The sequence below is a fragment of the Halorubrum halophilum genome (assembly GCF_000739595.1).
Classification (GTDB): Archaea; Halobacteriota; Halobacteria; order Halobacteriales; family Haloferacaceae; genus Halorubrum; species Halorubrum halophilum.
Genome location: NZ_BBJP01000069.1, coordinates 1 through 19,102, shown reverse-complemented (window position 1 = coordinate 19,102; position 19,102 = coordinate 1). Strand labels below are relative to the sequence as shown.

Sequence of the window (19,102 nt, the reverse complement as noted above, 5' to 3'; positions counted from 1 at the left end):
CGGTGAATCACCCGAAAAACTACCTGGGGTACGCGCTGGCACTTGCTGCCGACGGCGATACTGACGCTGTCTACGCTGAAAATGTCATCAACGCCATTTCTGGTGGGCGACGTGGGGCGATTCTGTTGAACCTCGTCGACGATCAGCCCAATGGGGACTCACTCACACACCTCGGTGCTGAAGTCGTCCGCTTCGCTCGCGATCAGCACGGTAGTGTCACGGCTGCTCTCGCCGAGTTCGACACGTGGACTGGTAGTCGAACACGTTTCACCGAGCTTGCTCCGCGATGGGCACAGCTCGCACGCTCTGTCGCCATCCAGTACGAGCCGACGCGACTCATCATCACCGCACTCGAACGGCTTCACGAAAACGGGGTCTCTGAGCCGACGCTTGCCGATGTCGCTCTGGAAGCTACGCGTATTAATCAGCCACTCGCCGTTGAGGTGTTCTTCACACAACATCGTCGTGATGCTGTCCTCACCGCTGACGGAGAGATTGCTGAATCAGAGCTTGCTGACCCCACCGTGTATAAATCTGGCATCCACTTCCAGTTCAAGTATCAGCTCTACCATCTTGGCATCCTCACTACTGGTGGCACAGACGACAAGCAAGCCGTATTGAACAATCCGTGGCGTTTGGAGCATGCTATCGGTCTCTCTCGGTAACTGCCTCCCAGTAAGTGTCTTCAGACGTTGATCTTGGCACCTTCGGCAACCGGACTCCAGCAACGCTGCGACGTTCTCACCCCGCTACGATAGTTATAAGATAGATTCGCGTCCTCTGGGATTCAGATGACATTCTGCGCCGATTGTGGTGTGTTACTCGCACCGGGTAATGCCGAGGAATGCTGTGACAACTGCGCTCCGGACGGTGCTCCAACCGTTTCTCGTGAGAAGGGAGATCTAGTATCGTCGCTTGAGGGGCTTCAGTCAACAAAAAGCGGTCATATACTGAAGAAAGATGCGGTGAAGTGGCTCAACTCTCTCGACAAGCCCAATCAAGTGGAACTGAAGAGATCAGTTCTTCCGAAGCCGGCGGGGTTCGAAGGCAGCACTCACGAGACCGATATCTCGAACATTCGAATTTCCGGCGATGCGAGATTCGTGGAAACGTTCGCGGGGCTGATGACGTGTCTCCTTGATTTTGAGGACGACGAGACGCGTGTTGAGCTTAATCTGAGTCGAACCAAAGTCCGAGATACCAAGCAATACACTGGAAACTACGCTCTCTATCTGTCGGTTGCTGAGCGGGAGAGTTGACCGGTTAATACATTCGCCTCACAGCAGGCTGTTGCTGTAAAGAGAGTCGTGGCTACGATTCGCCCCCTCGTCGTCGACGTGATAATTGATGCCTCTACTTTACTCGACTCATCCAGCGAACAGATGGCCCTGAGATCGATCTTGGATCAACTTGTCTAATCTGGCTATCGTCATTTAATTCTATGACATGCTGCCTGGCTAGATCTAACCTATCGAGGAATCAGATTACGTGCTTCAAAGAAGGTGTTAAGAGCTGAATTGACCGCCGACTGTCGCTTATTTTCAGAAACAGATTCACCACTAGCATTAAGCAACTGAGCAACCCCGTCCTGCCGAAGGCTGAACAATTCGCTATACTGGTCGAGCGTCAAACCCATTGTGGACAACTGATAGGCTCCACCTGTCCCTGAAATGTCGGGAAGGAGCACATCTTGAGCGTCAGCCAGATTGGCCTGTGCGTCATCGAAGCGTGACTGTTCGTAGGTCCGAACGCCGGCCTCAATGGTTGTGGCCGAATCCAAATACGATTGCTGGGCTCGAATGTACCTATCAAATATCTCTCGTTGGGTACGGAGAGAGTCCAGAACCGCCTGCTGGTCTGGAACAAGTGTTCGACCCTCTGATGTGACTTCGCTTGGAGCGTTCTCAGCTTCCGTCAGGTTCCTTATGGACTGTTTGAAAGAATTAGTGTCTAGTTTGGAGGCTGGGTCATATTCGATCCCCCCGGTATGTCTGAGTACTTCCAGCTCGGAGTCACCAACCGAAATGTAGAGAGAATCCGCGGCAGCCAACGATGTCTGAAGTGTGCTGTAGTACGCTATTGCGGTACGAAGGGCGCTGATTCGCTGCTTGATCTCCGGATCATCCGGGAAGTCGTCGCTGAGAATCGTATTGACTGCGTTAATGGCTACTTCGACTTCGTCTTGAAGACTCCAGCTGGACTGTGGATCTCCGATATCTGCCTCATCAAGAGTGGTAGCTATCGCAACGAACCGTGTCTCAGCGGTTGTGAGCCGATCCTCTGGGGTCGGTTCTGTTTCCCTGTCCTGCCCAAGAAATAGCGACCCACCACCGATCGCAGCACCCCCGAACAGGAGCCGACGTCGGGTAATCTGCTCACGAACATCTTCCGCCTTTATGTCTTCAAAAAACCTATTTAGATCATCCATTACCTGCTCTACCTGTCTATAATACTTAAATTCTTCCGGCGCAACAACCGAGCTATGGCAGAACCAGATTCGGAACGACTGTCTGAGATACAGTCCAAAATCCAATCTGGGCTGCGGGTACACGCACGCGGTCAGAGACGTGTCCAGTCAGTCCAACTTGCTGATGATCTCTCTACAGTCTACGAGGAACTTGATGACGCAGCGATCCCGACTGAAGGTGAGGTTGATGATGTGAGTTCCTTTTTCAGTACAACCGATCGAGGCCTTCAGCGAACGCGAAAAGCCGTTGAAGTCGTCGAAGACTGTCTTGATATCGGACTCGGACACAGCAAGCTCGCCCGACTGGCGATGACGGGAGCCCAATTGAGTTCTGGGGTTGCCTTGGTGATTGCGACGCACAATCTCTTGATTAGTGCGAACAATCTGGATCTGGCACGTGCTTCGGTTGGATCAATTCAGGATATTGCTGCTGAGCGCTTTCACGACTTCTATCGGGCGATTGGACTGTTTGTTGCGGAGGCCATCCTGTTCACGACGCCATTCAACTATCAGATTGCGTGGCGAGGGACACGGTATCTGAATAATCGGTTTCTGTATACCCTCCGGCACAGCGGGTTCTCAGGCCCGATTGACACGGCGCTGAAGGGGCTTCATCGGGTCGTGATGAGTGAGACCCACTACGCGATTCGTGGGATTGTGCCGGCGGGGCTTCGAGCTCCAGAGGAGTTTGTGACGTATCTCACGTCAATGACGACCCAGACGCTGGCGCTACTGTGGGAGTTTACTGATTTGGGAGTTGGAGAGATTCGTGGGAAGGCTGAGGAGATCGTCTCCGAGTATCGGGCCTTTGTCGGGGAGACGTATGAGGTTGTAACTGCTGATGTAGACCTTGATGCGGTAATTAAGAACGTTGTCGCTCAATTCAGAGGAGACGTCGATTTCTTCAGATTGACAACTCAGTACACAAATTCGAGGCTCTGTTGAAATCCTATTCTTCAGACACGTTCTTGTCTGAAACAGCTGGTCTCCTTAACTGGTCTGTTCTGCTTTGTTGAATCCGATGACGGCGTCGGGGTCACTGTTTGAGAGCCTGTTCAAGGTTGTAGACTGCGGCGGTCACCACGAGTTCGCGGAACTCGCGGTACCAAGCGCGAGGGTGGACAGCGGGGCCGAATCGACGCTTGATGGCCGAAAAGGCGGTCTCGGCCATCCAGCGCTGGCCGTATAGCCCGCTGTCCAACCGTGCGTTGTGCGCGTGATCGTACGCAGCGAACAACCGATGACGCAGCAGGGGCCGGACGCCCTCTGATCGGAGGGCGTCCCGGAGAGATTGGTCGTCATAGCCTTTGTCACCGGCGAGACTCTCGATTTTCTCGGTGTTACGAAGGGCGACTCGACGGCCAGTTTGCGTGTCGTGAGGCCAGTGTGCCGAGCAGTGAATATCGAGAATGGCACACGAGTCTGTATCGACGAGCGCCGTCGTTTTGAGCGTGCGTATGTGGCGATCCGAGCGATGTTGGTAGTGTCTCGATGCCGTTTCGCGGTCGAAGAATGTGGCATCGATGGCACCGTGCGAGCCCGGATCGCAGATGTTCGCGGACTCACGAAGGAAGCCACGCCATATGGACATGGGCACCCTCTCAAACGACCGGTACAGCGTTGAGGGTGCGGGAAATGCCGTCCGCGACAGCTGTAACAGACCACGAACTCGATCCATTTCACTCGCCCAGTCCACGATTTCGCGGTACGTCGCATCCATGTGAACCCGCAAAAAGTGGAGCGTCACATGCTTCCAGCCGGGAAATCCGTGGCCAGTCGGATCACTTACCGCCGTTGGACTGGCGGCACAGCGCTTTTGAGCCAGCGACGCGGCTTGCTTAACGAAGCGGAAGAGTAGGTTAGTCACATTCGACTCTTCCGCTTCGCTTTCACCTTCAGAGCGACGCTATCCCGTCGTCTTCTGCGAATTCAACAGAGCAGTGTCGTCTATAACATCAAGCGCTTCGTCAAACAGTGAATCTCCACGCCTTACAGCGATTCAACACAGCCGGTTGTACATAAGGATATGACACTCCCTAATGAACCGAGCAGCGAGAATCCGATTTCAGTTAAGGATGAGGAATTCCCCGCCAGTACATTCCTCATGTGTGCTCGCGAGCTGTATGCAGATCTCCTTCTAGAGTACCTCGATTTGGTTGCTTCTCAGAATGCGTCTCTTCAAGATATCAACGGGCGCATTGATGCCGAGGTCCTAGAGCAAGGTACAAAGATACACGAGCAGCTTTTCTGATTCCGGCCAGTAACAATTCGTGTCCATAAAGTTATTTTTGTAGTATTCCTCAATTGTAAGCCCTCGTAGCTCCACCAGATGCCGCTACGATCGCCGCCGAGCGGTCCTGTATCGACGTGACTGAAGTCTCACTTGTCATGCGTGCCGTTCATGCGATGTGGCGAGCAGCGTACGAGAACGATGACACCAACCAGCTGAATAGCGTATCAAACCTGCCGTGAAACGGCATTAGCGCACGATTCGATCAATCACGTCGATCAGCTTCCAATAGAACGGGTTCGAGTGAAAGTACATCAGAAGCATTCCCACATTGGTCGCTACAACCCGGTCGCGAATATGGGAAGTTGGATTCGCAGATTAACCAACAAAATCCGGAGAAGAGAAATTCTGTTGGTTAATTCTGGAGTTACATCGGGTCTGATAACAATTACAGAATGGCGGAAACTATACCTAGTAGATACGATGTAGTTGTGACGTCGCTGCTCATGCAACACTTCGCTCAGTGACGGTCTCGCCGTGTTCGAACCGATCACCAGAAAGCGGTGAAATATCGAGGAGGTCCGTGTCTCCGTCGACGACAAGATCGGCGACTATCTGACCGGAAGCGGGTGCGTGCTGGAACCCGTGGCCAGAGAAACCAGCCACGGTCACTAAGCCGGGAACTGTCTCCTCTACGATCGGATGGTGATCGGGAGTGACCGCATACAGACCGGCCCAACCACGCTTGATCCGGGTATCGAGCCCGAAGTACTCGGTGTACTCGCTGGCGTTCTCGACTGCTTGTGCGGCCCACTCGACATCCATCCCTTCGTCGTAGGCGTCGGGGTCCTGATCCGGATCGTCGTTTCCGTCAAAGTAGCCGCCGACAAGCGCCGCTCCGTCTCGTTCGGGCCGGAAATACGATCCCCGCTCGAGATCGATCGTCAGTGGAACCAACTCGGGAACCGGTGGCGTCGGGTCAACCACGGCAATCTGCCGTCGTCGGGGTACAATCGGGAGGTCGATTCCCGCCATCGCCCCAACCGTCGGAGCCCATGCACCTGCGGCGTTGACGACATAATCGACCTCCAGATGTTCAGATGTCTCCGCGTTGACCGCCTGAACATCCGCGGCGACGACACGGTCGTCCTCGCGATGGAGATCCGTGACGGCCGTCTTCGTCCGAATGTCGACGCCTAGTTCGCGGGCGGCCTCAGCGTATCCTTGGACGGCAAGGTTCGGGTCGGCGATCCCGTCGGTGGGGTTGTACGTCGCCGCGACGAACGGTCCGGGATCGAGCCCTGGACAGTGTTCGGTCGCCTCGGCAGGTGTGAGTAGCTCGCTTTTCGCCCCGAGCTCACGTTGCATGTCGACATTCTCACGGAACTGTTCGGCGACATCCTCATTCCGAGCAAGAAACAGGTAGCCGTTCTGTCGTAGCTCGATATCCACTCCGAATTGCTCCTCGAATGTGTTCCAAACGCCCTTGCTGATACGCGAGAGTTCGACGTTTACACGTGAGGAGAACTGTGACCGGATTCCACCGGCCGAGCGAGCGGTGCTCCCGTTTCCAAGTGAGCCCTTTTCAACAAGTGTCACACTCACCCCACGCTCAGCTAACGCGTGCGCAGCTGCTAATCCGATGACACCCCCACCGACAACGAGTGTGTCCATGTGCCTTGATCGCACCCCAGGACATAAACATACGACACCGATCGGGTGCCAAGCAGCCACAGAAACCAATTAGAGACAGGCATGCTGATCGAGCACGCCGACGATCAGTCTAAGTCACCAGGTGGTGACGCCTCCGACATGGTACTCGTACTCTCCGCAGAAGAGGTGGATCGAAACCTCGATCTGGCGGGGCTCGTTGACGTCGTGGATGACGCACTAGTCAAACAGGCCGCCGGCGAGGTCGAACGGCCGCACCGTCCACATTTCCCGGTCGGCGCGGGGCTCGATGGCGACGACCCAATCGGAACCGGAATCGCAATGCCGGCGTACGTGCACGGCGCAGACCATTATGCAACGAAACTTGTCGGCGTTCACGAAGGGAACGCCGAGCGAGGCCTCCCCACAATCAACGCTCAGATCGTACTCACGGAGGCCCGGACGGGACTCCCGAAGGCGTTCATGGCTGGGACGACGATCACGAATGCCCGCACTGGCTGTATCGGGGCGGTTTCGGTCCGTGAATTGGCTCCAGATCCGGATGGTGAGGGCCTTACACTCGGCGTCGTCGGTGCGGGCGAACAGGCACGGTGGCAAACGCGAGCGATCGGGACCGTGACGATGCTTTCGGATGTCCGAATCTACTCGCCAAGTGACTCGCGGAAGGCGTGTGCGGCAGACCTGAGCGAAGACGGAGTTCCGGCACGCGCTGTCAACACAGCCAGAGAGGCTGTGGAGGGAGCCGATGTGGTCGTGACCGCGACGACCGCGACCGAGCCCGTCTTTCCGCCCGACGCGCTAAGTGCAGGAAGCCTCGTTATTGCTGTCGGTGCATTTACCGCAGAGATGCAGGAGCTTGACCCTCGTGTCCTTGAACGCGCTGAGCGGATATTCGCCGATGTCCCCGGTGAGGTCGCCGAGACTGGTGACCTCCTTGTGAGCGACATCGACGCAGACGACCTGATCGAACTTGGCGTTCCTCTCACAGACGGATACGTCCGTGAATCGTCTGATGAAGTCGTCGTGGTCGGAAGCGTCGGATCGGCGACGCTGGACGCAGCAGCAGGCGAGATGGTCTATCGGCAGGCAGTCGAGGGTGGGGACGGAACCGATGTCACTGTCGATTAATCTGCACGAGATCGGTGACACGATCGACGGAACGACTCGCCGATCACTAAACTGAATCGTAAGGGAGTACTCGAATAAAGAACACGACTGTGTAGATATTTATTGATTCAAATGTGAGTTAGTGAGTTTTTAGAAAGATATTCGAACGCTCAACTATTTTTTTCCGCCGATCCGACCATGGTAGCCCTACTTTTTAAGTAGTGCTGTAGAGCACCCGATACTGGAATGTCATCCGATATCACGGAACGTGTAAACCGTCGATCCTTTTTGACCGTCACTGGAGGTGCCGGAATCGCTGGGCTCTCAGGGTGTGTGGGCTTCGGCGGCGGTGAAGAAAGCGGCGACGGTGAGGACGGAAGTGACGGCGAGAGCGGTGACGACGATGGGGGTAGCGACGGCGGGAGCAGTAACGGCGGACCGGATACGATCGTCTTCGGACAGCCAGGGGCACTGTCCGGCTCATTCGATTTCCTCCAGCCCGGCGTCTCGCAGGCCGCTGATGCCGCAGTCAACCACATTAACGAGGCTGGTGGCCCACTCGGCGCAGAACTAGAGCTGGTTCGCCGGGACACTGGAGTCGATCCACAAGAAGCACGGACTGTCACGACACAAATGATCGAAAACGACGACGCAGCAGCGATCGTCGGTCTCTTCTCCAGTGAGATTAATCCGCTATGGGATTACCTCCAGGAACTCCAGACACCAGTAGTCACGCCGTGGCCAGGATCCACGTTCCTTGACACCCGAGGCGGCGACAAAGGAACCCCTGATGATGTGAGCGATGACGAGTGGGTGTGGCGGACAGTTGTCGGTGACACTGTACACACCGCGGGTAGCGCGGTCTACGCACTCGAGGAGGAATTCGAGACGCTTGGGATCATCAACGGGAACACTGAGGGTGAGCGAAGCTATGTTGATGGGTTCCTCTCCGTCTACGAGGAGAACGGCGGGTCCGTCGCGGAACGTGTCGAAGTTGAGCTCGGGAGTTCAAGCTACCAGTCAGCGCTCAGCCGACTCTTCGATGCTGACTTCGACGCATTCCTCGTCAGTATGCCGCAGGAATCGGCGATCACGGCTCTCAGTGACTGGTCGGATGGCGGCTACGGCCGTCAACCCATTCTCTCGGACACCTTAGCTCAGCAGGCGGTGATCGACCAAGTCGGCAGCGATCTCCACGGTGCGTGGGTCGCATCGCCCGGACGTTCGGGCCCGAGCTACGATACGTTCGAGGGCATCTACACGGAGGAAGGAGACGCGGAGATCAATGGCTGGACGCCACCGTCGTGGGACGCGGTCCAAGTAACCGCCCTGGCGATCGAACGTGCTGGAGAGGCGACCCCCGAAGCGATCCAGCAGAACCTCGGTCCTGTCAGCCGTGGCGAAGGAACGGCTGTTAGCACCTTCGCTGAGGGGAAGGAGGCACTCGCCAACGGCGAGGAAATCACATACGAGGGCGCTGCAACACCTGTCGACTTCACCGAGCACGGGAACGTCTTCGGGAGTGTGACGATCAGCACTGCCGAAGAGGGTGGCTTCGTCGAGACGACCGAAGTCACGGCCGAAGATGTCCGAGAGTACGTCGCGGAAGGCGAGTACTGAAAAGCGATGGGCCTCCTTCAGGAACTCATCTTTGGACTGGTAACTGGGTCATACATCGCGATCGCAGCGATCGGATTCACACTGATCTACGGGATCGTGAACATGATCAACTTCGCATACGGCGAGTACCTCACCTTGGGTGCGTTTATCGGGTTTCTCGCTGCCAACGCCCTTCCCGGTCCGCTTCCGGTTGCGGTCATCGCTGCGATGATCGGCGGGGGGATCACCAGTATCATTCTGGCTCGAGGATTTTTCACCCCGATCAATCAGACTGGACCGGTGCCAATGTTGCTGACATCGATCGGACTCGGGATCGCTCTCCGGAACGCGATCCGGCTCGTCGGCGGTCGGAGCGCTCGCTACATCGAGACGGAGACGTCGACGTTTCGGTTCGACGCGATTCCCGAGATTCCGGTTGGGTCCGTTGACCTTCTTGGCGGGTTTTTCATCACCTCCGAACACATAATCGTGATCGCCTCGGCGGTGATTGTCTTCGCCGCGGTCCACCTTCTGTTGACTCGGACCGACGTGGGAATCGCGATGCGAGCGATGGGCGATGACGAAAGTCTGGCGCGCGTTCGCGGCATCGACACCCAACTGATACGTGACAGCGTTTGGGTACTTGCCGGTGTTCTCGCGGGGCTTGCAGGCGTACTCATGGCTATCCAGACGAACGTGAGCGCCGATACCGGGTACAGCCATATCCTGCAGATACTTTCCGCTGCCATCCTCGGCGGTGCAGGAAGCCCCTACGGTGCCATCATTGGTGCGTACGTCATCGGCCTCGTGTTAGCCGTCTCGACGGCATTCCTTCCCTCTTCGATGACGGGGTTGTCGTCGGCGATGGCATTCGTGATTCTGATCGCCGTGCTGCTCGTTAAACCGAGCGGAATCGCCGGATCGGAGGTGCGTGAGGCATGAATGTCCGTGACCGTCTCCCCTCCGGACACGGCGACCGAGCCCTGATCGCAGGGGTTGTCTGTATACTCGTGGGCGCGCTGTTCGCTTTGACACCGCTTCGTGTCCAGCTCCCGAGTGCGTTCTACGTCTTCGTTGAAGTCGGGATCCTGTTTGTGATCTACGGCATGCTCGTGCTAGGACTCGACCTCCAGTACGGCCACACAGGCCTGGTCAACTTCGGCCACGTTGTCTTCTTCGCGGTCGGTGCCTACGCGACCGCGATGCTGTCGGCACAGGACTCCTTCGCGGGGATCGCATTGGCATACCCCTGGCCGCTGGGGCTTGTGGCCGGCGTGATCGCGGCAGCGATTCTCGGGGCGGCCGTGAGTCTCACGTCCATCCGACTCCGCGGCGACTTCCTCGCGATCGTGACACTAGCAACTGCCGAGATATTTCACTCACTCTTCGTCAACTTCGAGGACATCTTCGGCGGGAACGTCGGGATCCTCGGCGTGCCGCGGCCGATTGCCGCGGTTGTCTCCGATGGCGACACTCGACTCGCCGCCACCCTACTCGTCCTCGGGGGAATCACTCTCTTGACGCTGGCTGCCGTTACTCGCCTCACCGACGCGCCATACGGTCGCGTTCTTCGGGCGATCCGAGCTGACGAACTCGTGACGCGCTCAGTGGGAAAATCGACGATAACCTACAAAACGCAGTCGTTCGTCTACGGCGCCGCGCTTGCCGGTCTTGCCGGCGGACTGTTCGCGCTGTACAACGGTGCGGTTGCGCCCGGCTTCTTCACGATCCAAGTGACGGTCACTGTCTGGATCGGAATGTTACTCGGTGGTGCGGCGAACCATCGGGCGGTACTCGCCGGCTTGGCGATCATCATGGGGCTGCGGCTCATTTCCCGGTTCGCGCTGGACGTGACGCCGGTCTCCAGTGACGTGTTCGCCTCAATGCGACTCATCGTCGTTGGGCTAATACTCGTCGCGGTGATCCGCTATCGTCCCGCCGGGATCTGGGGCGACCCGCAAGAACTGGGGGTAGACCAATGAGCCTCCTTGCTGCGGAGGGACTCGTTAAGGAGTTCGGCGGTCTGCGAGCGATAGACCAGCTTTCGGTGTCGATCGAGGAAGGTGAACTCGTCGGGGTGATGGGGCCAAACGGCGCCGGCAAATCGACCTTCTTCAACTGCGTCAGTGGAGTGATCCCACCTGACGACGGGACCGTCACTCTCGAAGGAACTGACGTGACGAGCGATTCCCCGGAATCCCTAGCGCATCGTGGACTTGTACGAACCTTCCAGGATACGCGTGAGCTTGAGACAATGACTGTTCGCGACAACGTCCGACTCGCCGCCCCGGACCAGCCGGGGGAACGGACACTTCCCGCGCTGCTCCGTAGCAGTTCGATGAGAGAGCGTGAAGAGACTGTCCGGAAGCGGGCCGACGAACTGATCGAGATGTTCGATCTCGATCACCTCGCGGACGAGTACAGTAGCAACCTGTCCGGCGGTCAACGAAAGCTGCTTGAACTCGCACGGACACTGATGCTCGATCCCGATGTGCTTCTGCTCGACGAGCCGTTCGCAGGCGTCAATCCGACACTAACCCGCGAGATCGCCGACCATATCCGGAATCTCAACGCTGACGGGATGACGGTCGTCATCATCGAACACGAGCTCGAAACACTGACCGAGCTCGTTGACCGGCTAATCGTCCTCCAACAGGGGCGGCTACTTGTCGAGGGCGAACCTGAGGTAGTGCTCGAAGATGAGCGCGTTATCGAGGCCTATCTCGGAGGCGATTCCAAATGAGCCTTCTCGAGATCGTTGACCTCGATGCAGGGTACGGCGACCTCCAAGTCCTCTCTGGTGTTGACATCCACGTCGACGACGGAGAGTACGTCACAATCGTCGGCCCCAACGGTGCAGGAAAATCGACGGCTATGAAGGCGATCATTGGGATCGCGACGTGTCTTGGGGGTTCGATCGAGTACCAGGGGACAGATATCTCCGGGCTGTCTCCTGAGGAGGCCGCCCACAACCGAATCGGTTACGTCCCACAGACGAACAACATCTTCCCCTCGCTGACCGTCGAGGAGAACCTGCGGCTCGGTGCGTACGTGCTCGATGAAATGCCAGAAGACCGGAAACGCGAAGTCTACGACCGGTTCCCGGCACTCGCCGATCGGACAAGCGAGAACGCTGGCTCCCTCTCAGGAGGCCAACAGCAGATGCTTGCGATGGGATGTGCGCTGATGCTCGATCCCGACATGTTGCTCTTAGACGAGCCTAGCGCTGGGCTCGCACCCGACCTTGTCGACGACATGTTCGACCGGGTGGATGAGATCAACGACTCTGGCACCACGATCCTCATGGTCGAACAGAACGCGAAAGAGGCGTTGCGACGCTGCGACCGCGGGTACGTACTCGCGAACGGCCAGAACCGTTACGAGGACGCCGGTGATGCCCTCCTCGATAACGAAGATGTCCGCCAAGAGTTCCTCGGTGGGTAGCGGTTCGACCAGATATCACCGTCGGCGTCGCGATCCGTCGTCGGGATCGTGACCCGTTATCTGCACTTTTGTCAGCCTTCAACGTCGACGAGTCCGATGTACGGACGATCGACTGGGTCACTCACGGACAGCCACTCGACCTTTCGACCGTCGAGTGGTCCCGAGGTGTGGTCATCGATCTCGAGAAATTGAACGTCGTCGTGTCCTTCGGTACCGAGAAGGTATGCGACGGGCCGTGGTCCAAACGCTGCAAGTCTATCGGCGAGCCAGCCGTCGCCGTTTGGCTCAACAAGTATAACCGGAAGATCGGTAAACGACGCGGTCTTGGCGTCGAAGTAGTCGTTTTCGCTGATCGTCGGATTACTCGCATCGAAGGCCGTTTCAAACCGTCGAACTGCGGCATCAAGATCGGCAACACCCAGTACGACCGTGTCGACCCCGACGATCGGCGACGACGCTAGATCGCCGGTTGGCTGAACCCGACGTTCGCGGGGAGTTCGGTCACTGATGAGAAACGGGAGCATCGAACCTGGGTCCCCCTTGCCAAGGTATGTAAGATCCCACTCGACGAGCATACCGTCTTCTCGTGTCCGCTCGTACTCCGAGGGACCGTCGACGTGAATACCGCGGTCGCGAAGATTGGCACTAACGGCCCCGATGTCGTCGACGTCGACCGCCCACGCGCACGGGCCACCGTCTTCGTGAATGGGACTGTCCCACCACGGCGACTCGGTGTCTGGTTCCAGTGTCGAGATGAGTTCGATGTAGCTTCCGTCTCGAAACCCCGCAATCGCCATGTGCGTGACACCGTTCGAATGTCGACCACCGTACTCAACCGGGAGACCAGCATCGCTGAACGCCTTGGTGAGCTGGTCAAGATCCCGACCCGCGACCGTGACGTGATCGATACGGAGATCCATACTGAAAGCCCGGAAGCGACCGGCAAATACGTTCCGTCGTTTGGTTCGATCTTCCTGCGATCGGCAGTGAGTCAGACAGGCGACAGAAGTGAAGTCTCGTGGTGCAGGTAGTTTACGCCCGTATCAGTGGGAGAAGTGACTTCATGCCAGATTACGGAATATGCTCCCAGTCCATCTCAATCGCCTCCTCAACTAGCGAAAGCCGATACGCCACGAGTTCCCAGTCTTGGGCATCCTTCCGTATCTTCCGGGCCCGGGCTGCTGTTTCTGACTCTGCTGCTTGTGTCCTGAGATCGGCAGGCGATTCGACACCGTACTCCTCTCGCCAGTCGTCGAGTTGAGATTGCAGTGCCGACCGCAACTTGACAAGCTCCTCTTGATCGTGTTCGGTCAGTAACTCGCGAATCGTTTCCAGCCGTGTATACAATGGATCTGGCGAATAGACTACCTCTCCTTCCCGGCTGGTTTTTTGAAGGACATGTAGATCGACTAGTCGCGCAAGATATTCTGATGTTGTTGTCTCCGAGACCTGAGCCTCATTCGCGATATACTGGAGAGGACGTGGTTCAGACACAGTGCTGGCGATTGATCGAACTCTGTCGAGAGCGCTTGTGTGATCCACCCACGCCGAAACCCCATCGGTGGAGTCAGTCATGGCCGTACTTAGTCACCGCCAAGAGATGAATCCACCTCCGGACTCATCGTGATTCTAAGTTTAATTAATCGAGTTCGCCGTATCCGTCTCCCCTCATGAGTTCTGCAACGTCTTCCACGTTGTCAAACGCCGCGAGGAGCGCATACTCACGGGCGTCAGTTTTCGAGATATCATCCGCTCCAAGCTCTGAAGCGAGCTGGCTTCGAAACTCCGCTTCGCGGGAAACAACTTCATCGCGAGCGAAGAGTTCAAGCCGGTTGTCTCGTTCGTCCCCGACGTTATTTCGACGAACGAAGTACGGATACCGATGGCCACCTGTCTGGTGTGCTTCGGTATCACCGGCTGTCGAGGTGGTCGTTGTGCCCTCTTCGCTGGTACTGTCCGCCTCATTCACCCCTGAGGATGTCTGGCGGTCATCTACTTCTGTCGAGGTGGCTACCTCGGGTTCCTGATCATCTGCCTCCTCGATTGCGACATCACCGGCTTCCTCTGGTTCGTCATCTGTTTCTTCCTCCTCGCTGTCTCCAAAGTTGAGGTTCCCTGATCCGGATTTGAATGAATCTCCCCCCATTAGTCAGCCACCTCCGGTTCAGTCGTGAGATTGAACCGTATCGTCTCGGTCCCGTAGTCATCGATGTCTAAGATGAGCTCATCGTCGATGGCGACGTCGAACGTATCTGTCGCAATGAACCCTGCCAGCTGCCATAGCTTCTCCAACGTCTGGAGCTCACGATCCGGCACTCTACGTTCCCCCTTCTTCGTGATCATCTCACCATCCTCCTCGTAGGTCTTCCACCGCTCTTCAACGACTTTGAACGCAGAGCCACGGGCTTCCCACATGGCGTCCATCAGACTCTCTCGTGATCCGATCGAGACTGGGGTTGCGAAGGCGTCCGTATTTTCGAACTGATCGCGATACTGCTTGTGGGCGTTTGTCTGCCCGACTCCGGACGGAACCACACACGAAAGCCCGATTTCGATGTCCAGCGCAGTCTCCATATTTCCGACCATCTCCTCGAGGCCGTCGAGGCTGAGACTCCCCTTTCCAGCTGGCTTAACAGGCGCCACCAGTGTCCGAAGCGCGTAGATAGCATTGTAGAGGAGGTCTTCAGCGCGTGCGTTAGGGTCGATGAGGACCGCGTCGTACTTTTCGTTCAACTGCTCTCGCTCCCAGAGAAGATTGTATAGGAGTTCGAAGCGGGGGTACTCCTCCCGAGAGATCCCCTTCATCCCCGTTTCGTAGGAGATCTTCTGCTCAAGATTGGAGGTGAAGTCTCCGAGCATGTCGTGGCTCGGAATGACGTCGACGCCCTCCTCGGAGGTCTCGATGAGATCGTCGAAATCGCCATCAGGCATTTCCAGAATGTGCTTTACGAGATTGTCTGCATCCGGGTTCCCCCGATTCTCTCCAACGTCGAAGAGTGAGGTGAGGTTGCCTGTCTGTGGGTCTAAGTCGATCACGAGGACGTCAAGCTCCATCCGCTTGAGCGCGACTGCGAGATTCGCCGTCATGGTCGTTTTGTACGTCCCCCCGGACTCAGCGTAGATGACGGTCGTTATCATACACCTGCTCATTCACACGCCTGTTACATATATCTGTGTCAGACGATCGGGGCAGTAATCTGTGAGTGAAATCTGTAATAGATGTCTGTAATTTTCTTCTGTAGTTCATGGCTAGTAGAGCTGATACCGTAGGATACCGCTTCTATGTCGTGATCATAGAGAGGTAAGTAGTGATTGAAGATTATCTGTAGTAGTTATCTGTAATTTCATTCTGGATAGTTTGTCTAGAATTGGAAGCTACATTGCGGATGCTCGATCGATGAATATGTCTGTAGTAGTGATCTGTTACAGATATCTATTACAGATAATAGTTGCAGATGCCTATAACAGATATTAGGTGGATTTTGTACGGAGTGTAGTAGGAAGTGGTCTCAGCTGAACTCTGTAACAGACATCTGTTACAGACAGATACTACAGAATTATATCTGGGATTGAGTATGTGGACATCGATACGTGGGAATGGTGGTCTTGATTTTGGAAGGCCACCTAATTTACGGATACAGATTCCCGTTACAGATATCTGGTACAGACATTTGTGACTCTGAAGGAGGACAACATATTTTGACCCCACAATCTCTTGGAGAGCAGGTACCACATCTGATCTACCTGATCTTCAGACTGAGCTACGTCTATCGTGGTCAGTTTGAAGGGATCGACGTTTTATGGAGTATGTAGTATGAACTAAGATCCGCGTTCTAGGACGTAATTGCTAAAGCACATCTGTAGTAGCTATACCTACTGTATCCAGGCAGCAGTTGAGACGGGTCGTCTCAATGCATATGGAATTCTGGCGCAGTTCATAAATAGTATGAAGTCGTAGTTTGAGATAGAACGATGGCACGAATCACCGGCTCCTATCCAGACGATCTCGACCTTCTCATCGAGGGTGCTGTCGAGGCTGGGGTGTTCGGGGGGAAGAGCGATGCGTTGCGTGAATTCGTGCGTGAATACTTCGAGGACCACGAAAACGAACGCATCGCTGCTGCAGTCGCCCTCTACGAACGCGAACGAATTACGCTCGGTGATGCTGCGAGACTCGCTGATGTCGACCGTTGGACGATGCGGGATATTCTCCGTGAACACGGTGTGGAACTCCGGCTCGGGCTCGTGGATGAGGAGGATGCGGCCTACGAAGCGGAGGCAGCGACGGAACTCGAATTCGATGATGAGCCTGCTGATAATGAGACAACGGACTCGCGATGACGACTGCCGATATTCCAACGGACCCAAGCGTTCTCAATACGACTGTCCTCTCGAATTTTGCCTACGTCGACCAGTTGTGGGTGGTGGCTAGACTCTCTGGAATCTGTACGGTGCCGGTCGTTCGCGAAGAACTCCACAATGGTGTCGATGACCATTCCTACCTCCAGTCAGCGCTGGACGTACTCAATGCGGAGATTCCAGTCGCGACAGTTTCGGACACTGTTGCAAACCGTGAAGCAGTCGTCAGCGACCATCTTGATCCCGGAGAAGCACAGGCGTTTGCACTTGCTGACGCACACGATGGTCGGTTACTGACGGACGACGGCGACGCACGAGCATTCGCGAAAGAACAGGGCGTGACCGTTGTCGGTTCGGTCGGCGTCCTCCTAGCCGCCATTGATGCTGGACGGATTAGTGAGGAAACTGCGAACGAATGGCTTTCGACCTGGATTGATGAAATCGGATATTACGTTCCGTATCGAAACATTACGGACTATCGGTGACCTTTCGAGTTCAGTGACTCTGTCATCCGAGCACAATTGGAATTCTACGTGCGATCGAACCTTCTCCGACAGTTGTTTCCACTTCCTCAGAAGGGATTCCCCGCTCAGTGTGTATGCTTATACCGCAACTGCGACAACGTTAAAGAGGATGAATAGGAGAACGGAACCGAGTAGGGCGCTCACGACCGTTCGTCGAGGGTGTTCCTGACGGAACTTTCCAGCGAGACCATAGGGGATGCTGAGTCCAAGCGTTCCCGCGAAGAACAGAGTGATATTTCGGATGAGCTCAGCTCCGGCCCCCGGATAGCCGCCGGGCGTCCCCATCGTCGCCAGAAATCCGACAAAGGTTGTAAGGGCGATACCCAGCGCTCCCCAGACGCCTAATAGGGAAACCTCCCACCAGACAACTGGTTCAGCGAATCGAATATACGCAACCAGTGAGATAACTAGCGGGAGCGCAAAGATAGCAAATAACTCAAGGTTCCCACTCCGAAGTGGGGAACTCGGCATATTTGCGACTAAGAGGGCAATACCGAGAACGGTTAGTCCGATGAGTATACCCGATAATGTCCGAGTGTCGGGCGTTCGTGTGGAGGTCGCCATATTAAGGATTGCTCTCTGAAATGGGAAATATCTTGTGTGGATCAAGCAGTTGGACGAATACTTGAGTGTGTCGTTGCCACCATCCCGCCGTGGCCCTGACACGTGAGTCTCGCCGCACCGTCTTCCGACAGATTGCCCAGCGGTCCTATATCGACTGGCCCACGTACGAGTCGAGCCCGCTATTCGATCGCACGTCCCTCCCAGCGCTGGAATCGGATATTCGCCTTGTTGCCGAGACATGGTTCCAGCATGATGATCACGAGGGCGTTGATCCATTCGTCCACGCAATGCCGCTGGCATACGTCCAATTCGATGTCCACGACCGATATGCAGGCTCAACAAGCTACGAGATGGAGACACTGTTTCGCCTGTTCCTGCTGAAAGAATGCCATGGCTGGAGCCACGAGACCGCCCTCGTCGAATACCTCACCAAGCATCCCGATCTCTGTGATCAACTTGGCCTGGAGTCGGTTCCCGATCAGTCAACCCTGTGGCGGAGCTGGCACCATCGGTTCACTGCTGAACTCCAGGATACCGTCGAGACGGCAGCACGGACCATCCTCATCAAAGCCCAAAACGCGGGCGTCACAGTCCCGCGAAAGCCAGACCGACAGAACCGCAGACACCGTGACGAGAATACGGAATCGGACCCATCTGACCAGACCCTATTAGAGCAGGCAGAGGCGGTCACTGAGCAAGTGAGCCGGGTTGCATTCCCAGCGTTCTCATTGAACCGTGGCGAGGGCTGTGAGATCCACGAGAACGCCTACTGGGATCTCCAGACCTATCTCGGACTTCGAGAGACCCTTGCCGTCAATGAGGGCGCTCGGAGCTTCGTTCACGAATCTAATCGGGAGCGGACACCGCTCGGTCACGCCCATCGGGAGCATATACGCGACCTCTCCATCGAGCAGATTCGGGAGATGTATCGACAAGCGGCTGTGTTGAATCGCCATACGGCAGCGAGGTAGGCCACTAAATCAAAGGAGTTGAAGCGGGAAGATTCGGTTGCCTATGACACAAATCTCCCGCTTCATTGGGGAAGTTGTGCCGGTTGCTCAAAGAGTTACTGGCGATGGAGGCGAATCCGCCGCCCCGGACGGTGGCGGCGGATTCTGCGATATCACTATACATCAA

General features: G+C 56.1%; 20 protein-coding genes and 2 pseudogenes. 14 read left to right on the top strand and 8 right to left on the bottom strand.

Annotated elements, in window-relative coordinates:
• Nucleotides 1–2 precede the first annotated feature (2 nt).
• Complete coding sequence (locus tag ACP96_RS19660; protein WP_237561695.1) at nt 3–665, top strand: hypothetical protein; 663 nt, start codon at nt 3–5, stop codon at nt 663–665.
• Between the two features lie 126 nt (nt 666–791).
• Entirely contained in the window at nt 792–1,259 is a 468-nt protein-coding gene (locus ACP96_RS15480) for a hypothetical protein (protein ID WP_050034009.1), read from the top strand.
• A gap of 209 nt (nt 1,260–1,468) precedes the next feature.
• Here the strand turns inward: ACP96_RS15480 and ACP96_RS15475 are convergent, their stop codons facing one another.
• Nucleotides 1,469–2,428: a hypothetical protein gene (locus ACP96_RS15475; RefSeq protein ID WP_050034008.1), complete on the bottom strand. Its 960-nt coding sequence runs from the start codon at nt 2,426–2,428 to the stop codon at nt 1,469–1,471.
• A gap of 54 nt (nt 2,429–2,482) precedes the next feature.
• Here ACP96_RS15475 and ACP96_RS15465 point away from each other — a divergent pair, with 54 nt between their 5' ends.
• Nucleotides 2,483–3,412 (top strand): hypothetical protein, encoded by a 930-nt coding sequence (locus ACP96_RS15465; protein ID WP_154020500.1) that lies wholly within the window; start codon nt 2,483–2,485, stop codon nt 3,410–3,412.
• A gap of 91 nt (nt 3,413–3,503) precedes the next feature.
• On the opposite strand, the gene ACP96_RS15460 is transcribed toward ACP96_RS15465, so the two are convergent.
• On the bottom strand, nt 3,504–4,334 hold the full coding sequence (locus ACP96_RS15460; RefSeq protein WP_050034006.1) for an IS5 family transposase: 831 nt from the start codon (nt 4,332–4,334) through the stop codon (nt 3,504–3,506).
• Nucleotides 4,335–4,493: 159 nt separating this feature from the next.
• Here ACP96_RS15460 and ACP96_RS15455 point away from each other — a divergent pair, with 159 nt between their 5' ends.
• On the top strand, nt 4,494–4,718 hold the full coding sequence (locus ACP96_RS15455; protein WP_050034005.1) for a hypothetical protein: 225 nt from the start codon (nt 4,494–4,496) through the stop codon (nt 4,716–4,718).
• 483 nt (nt 4,719–5,201) lie between these two features.
• Here ACP96_RS15455 and ACP96_RS15450 read toward each other — a convergent pair whose 3' ends face one another.
• Nucleotides 5,202–6,371: an NAD(P)/FAD-dependent oxidoreductase gene (locus tag ACP96_RS15450; protein WP_050034004.1), complete on the bottom strand. Its 1,170-nt coding sequence runs from the start codon at nt 6,369–6,371 to the stop codon at nt 5,202–5,204.
• A 138-nt stretch (nt 6,372–6,509) separates the two neighbouring features.
• On the opposite strand from ACP96_RS15450, the gene ACP96_RS15445 reads away from it, so the two are divergent.
• From ACP96_RS15445 to ACP96_RS15420, 6 genes are all read left to right on the top strand, one after another.
• The gene (locus ACP96_RS15445) at nt 6,510–7,496 is read left to right on the top strand and encodes an ornithine cyclodeaminase family protein (RefSeq protein WP_050034011.1); all 987 of its coding nucleotides are present in this window, start codon (nt 6,510–6,512) and stop codon (nt 7,494–7,496) included.
• A gap of 225 nt (nt 7,497–7,721) precedes the next feature.
• Nucleotides 7,722–9,095 (top strand): ABC transporter substrate-binding protein, encoded by a 1,374-nt coding sequence (locus ACP96_RS15440; RefSeq protein WP_237561694.1) that lies wholly within the window; start codon nt 7,722–7,724, stop codon nt 9,093–9,095.
• A 6-nt stretch (nt 9,096–9,101) separates the two neighbouring features.
• Nucleotides 9,102–10,016, top strand: a complete 915-nt coding sequence (locus ACP96_RS15435; protein WP_050034003.1) for a branched-chain amino acid ABC transporter permease — start codon at nt 9,102–9,104, stop codon at nt 10,014–10,016.
• On the top strand, nt 10,013–11,056 hold the full coding sequence (locus ACP96_RS15430) for a branched-chain amino acid ABC transporter permease (RefSeq protein ID WP_050034002.1): 1,044 nt from the start codon (nt 10,013–10,015) through the stop codon (nt 11,054–11,056). The genes ACP96_RS15435 and ACP96_RS15430 overlap by 4 nt, the downstream gene beginning before the upstream one ends.
• On the top strand, nt 11,053–11,817 hold the full coding sequence (locus ACP96_RS15425; RefSeq protein ID WP_050034001.1) for an ABC transporter ATP-binding protein: 765 nt from the start codon (nt 11,053–11,055) through the stop codon (nt 11,815–11,817). The genes ACP96_RS15430 and ACP96_RS15425 overlap by 4 nt, the downstream gene beginning before the upstream one ends.
• Nucleotides 11,814–12,518: an ABC transporter ATP-binding protein gene (locus ACP96_RS15420; RefSeq protein WP_050034000.1), complete on the top strand. Its 705-nt coding sequence runs from the start codon at nt 11,814–11,816 to the stop codon at nt 12,516–12,518. Before ACP96_RS15425 ends, ACP96_RS15420 begins: the two co-directional genes overlap by 4 nt.
• 71 nt (nt 12,519–12,589) lie before the next feature.
• Here ACP96_RS15420 and ACP96_RS15415 read toward each other — a convergent pair whose 3' ends face one another.
• From ACP96_RS15415 to ACP96_RS15400, 4 genes are all read right to left on the bottom strand, one after another.
• The gene (locus ACP96_RS15415; RefSeq protein WP_050033999.1) at nt 12,590–13,438 is read right to left on the bottom strand and encodes a VOC family protein; all 849 of its coding nucleotides are present in this window, start codon (nt 13,436–13,438) and stop codon (nt 12,590–12,592) included.
• Between the two features lie 151 nt (nt 13,439–13,589).
• Complete coding sequence (locus ACP96_RS15410; RefSeq protein WP_050033998.1) at nt 13,590–14,093, bottom strand: DUF7342 family protein; 504 nt, start codon at nt 14,091–14,093, stop codon at nt 13,590–13,592.
• A 64-nt stretch (nt 14,094–14,157) separates the two neighbouring features.
• Entirely contained in the window at nt 14,158–14,664 is a 507-nt protein-coding gene (locus tag ACP96_RS15405) for a hypothetical protein (protein ID WP_050033997.1), read from the bottom strand.
• Nucleotides 14,664–15,656 carry a ParA family protein gene (locus ACP96_RS15400; RefSeq protein WP_050033996.1) on the bottom strand — a complete coding sequence of 331 codons (993 nt, stop codon included), beginning with the start codon at nt 15,654–15,656 and terminating at the stop codon, nt 14,664–14,666. Before ACP96_RS15400 ends, ACP96_RS15405 begins: the two co-directional genes overlap by 1 nt.
• Nucleotides 15,657–16,490: 834 nt before the next feature.
• Here ACP96_RS15400 and ACP96_RS15395 point away from each other — a divergent pair.
• A complete protein-coding gene (locus ACP96_RS15395) occupies nt 16,491–16,859 on the top strand; it encodes a UPF0175 family protein (protein ID WP_050033995.1) in 369 nt (122 codons plus the stop codon).
• On the top strand, nt 16,856–17,362 hold the full coding sequence (locus ACP96_RS18235) for a twitching motility protein PilT (RefSeq protein ID WP_082222594.1): 507 nt from the start codon (nt 16,856–16,858) through the stop codon (nt 17,360–17,362). Before ACP96_RS15395 ends, ACP96_RS18235 begins: the two co-directional genes overlap by 4 nt.
• Before the next feature lie 117 nt (nt 17,363–17,479).
• On the opposite strand, the gene ACP96_RS15390 is transcribed toward ACP96_RS18235, so the two are convergent.
• The gene (locus ACP96_RS15390; RefSeq protein WP_237561693.1) at nt 17,480–17,965 is read right to left on the bottom strand and encodes a hypothetical protein; all 486 of its coding nucleotides are present in this window, start codon (nt 17,963–17,965) and stop codon (nt 17,480–17,482) included.
• 89 nt (nt 17,966–18,054) lie between these two features.
• On the opposite strand from ACP96_RS15390, the pseudogene ACP96_RS15385 reads away from it, so the two are divergent.
• Together ACP96_RS15385 and ACP96_RS18865 are read left to right on the top strand one after the other, a co-directional pair.
• A pseudogene (locus ACP96_RS15385) lies at nt 18,055–18,903 on the top strand (transposase); the annotation flags it as partial.
• Between the two features lie 76 nt (nt 18,904–18,979).
• A pseudogene (locus ACP96_RS18865) lies at nt 18,980–19,102 on the top strand (IS5/IS1182 family transposase); the annotation flags it as partial.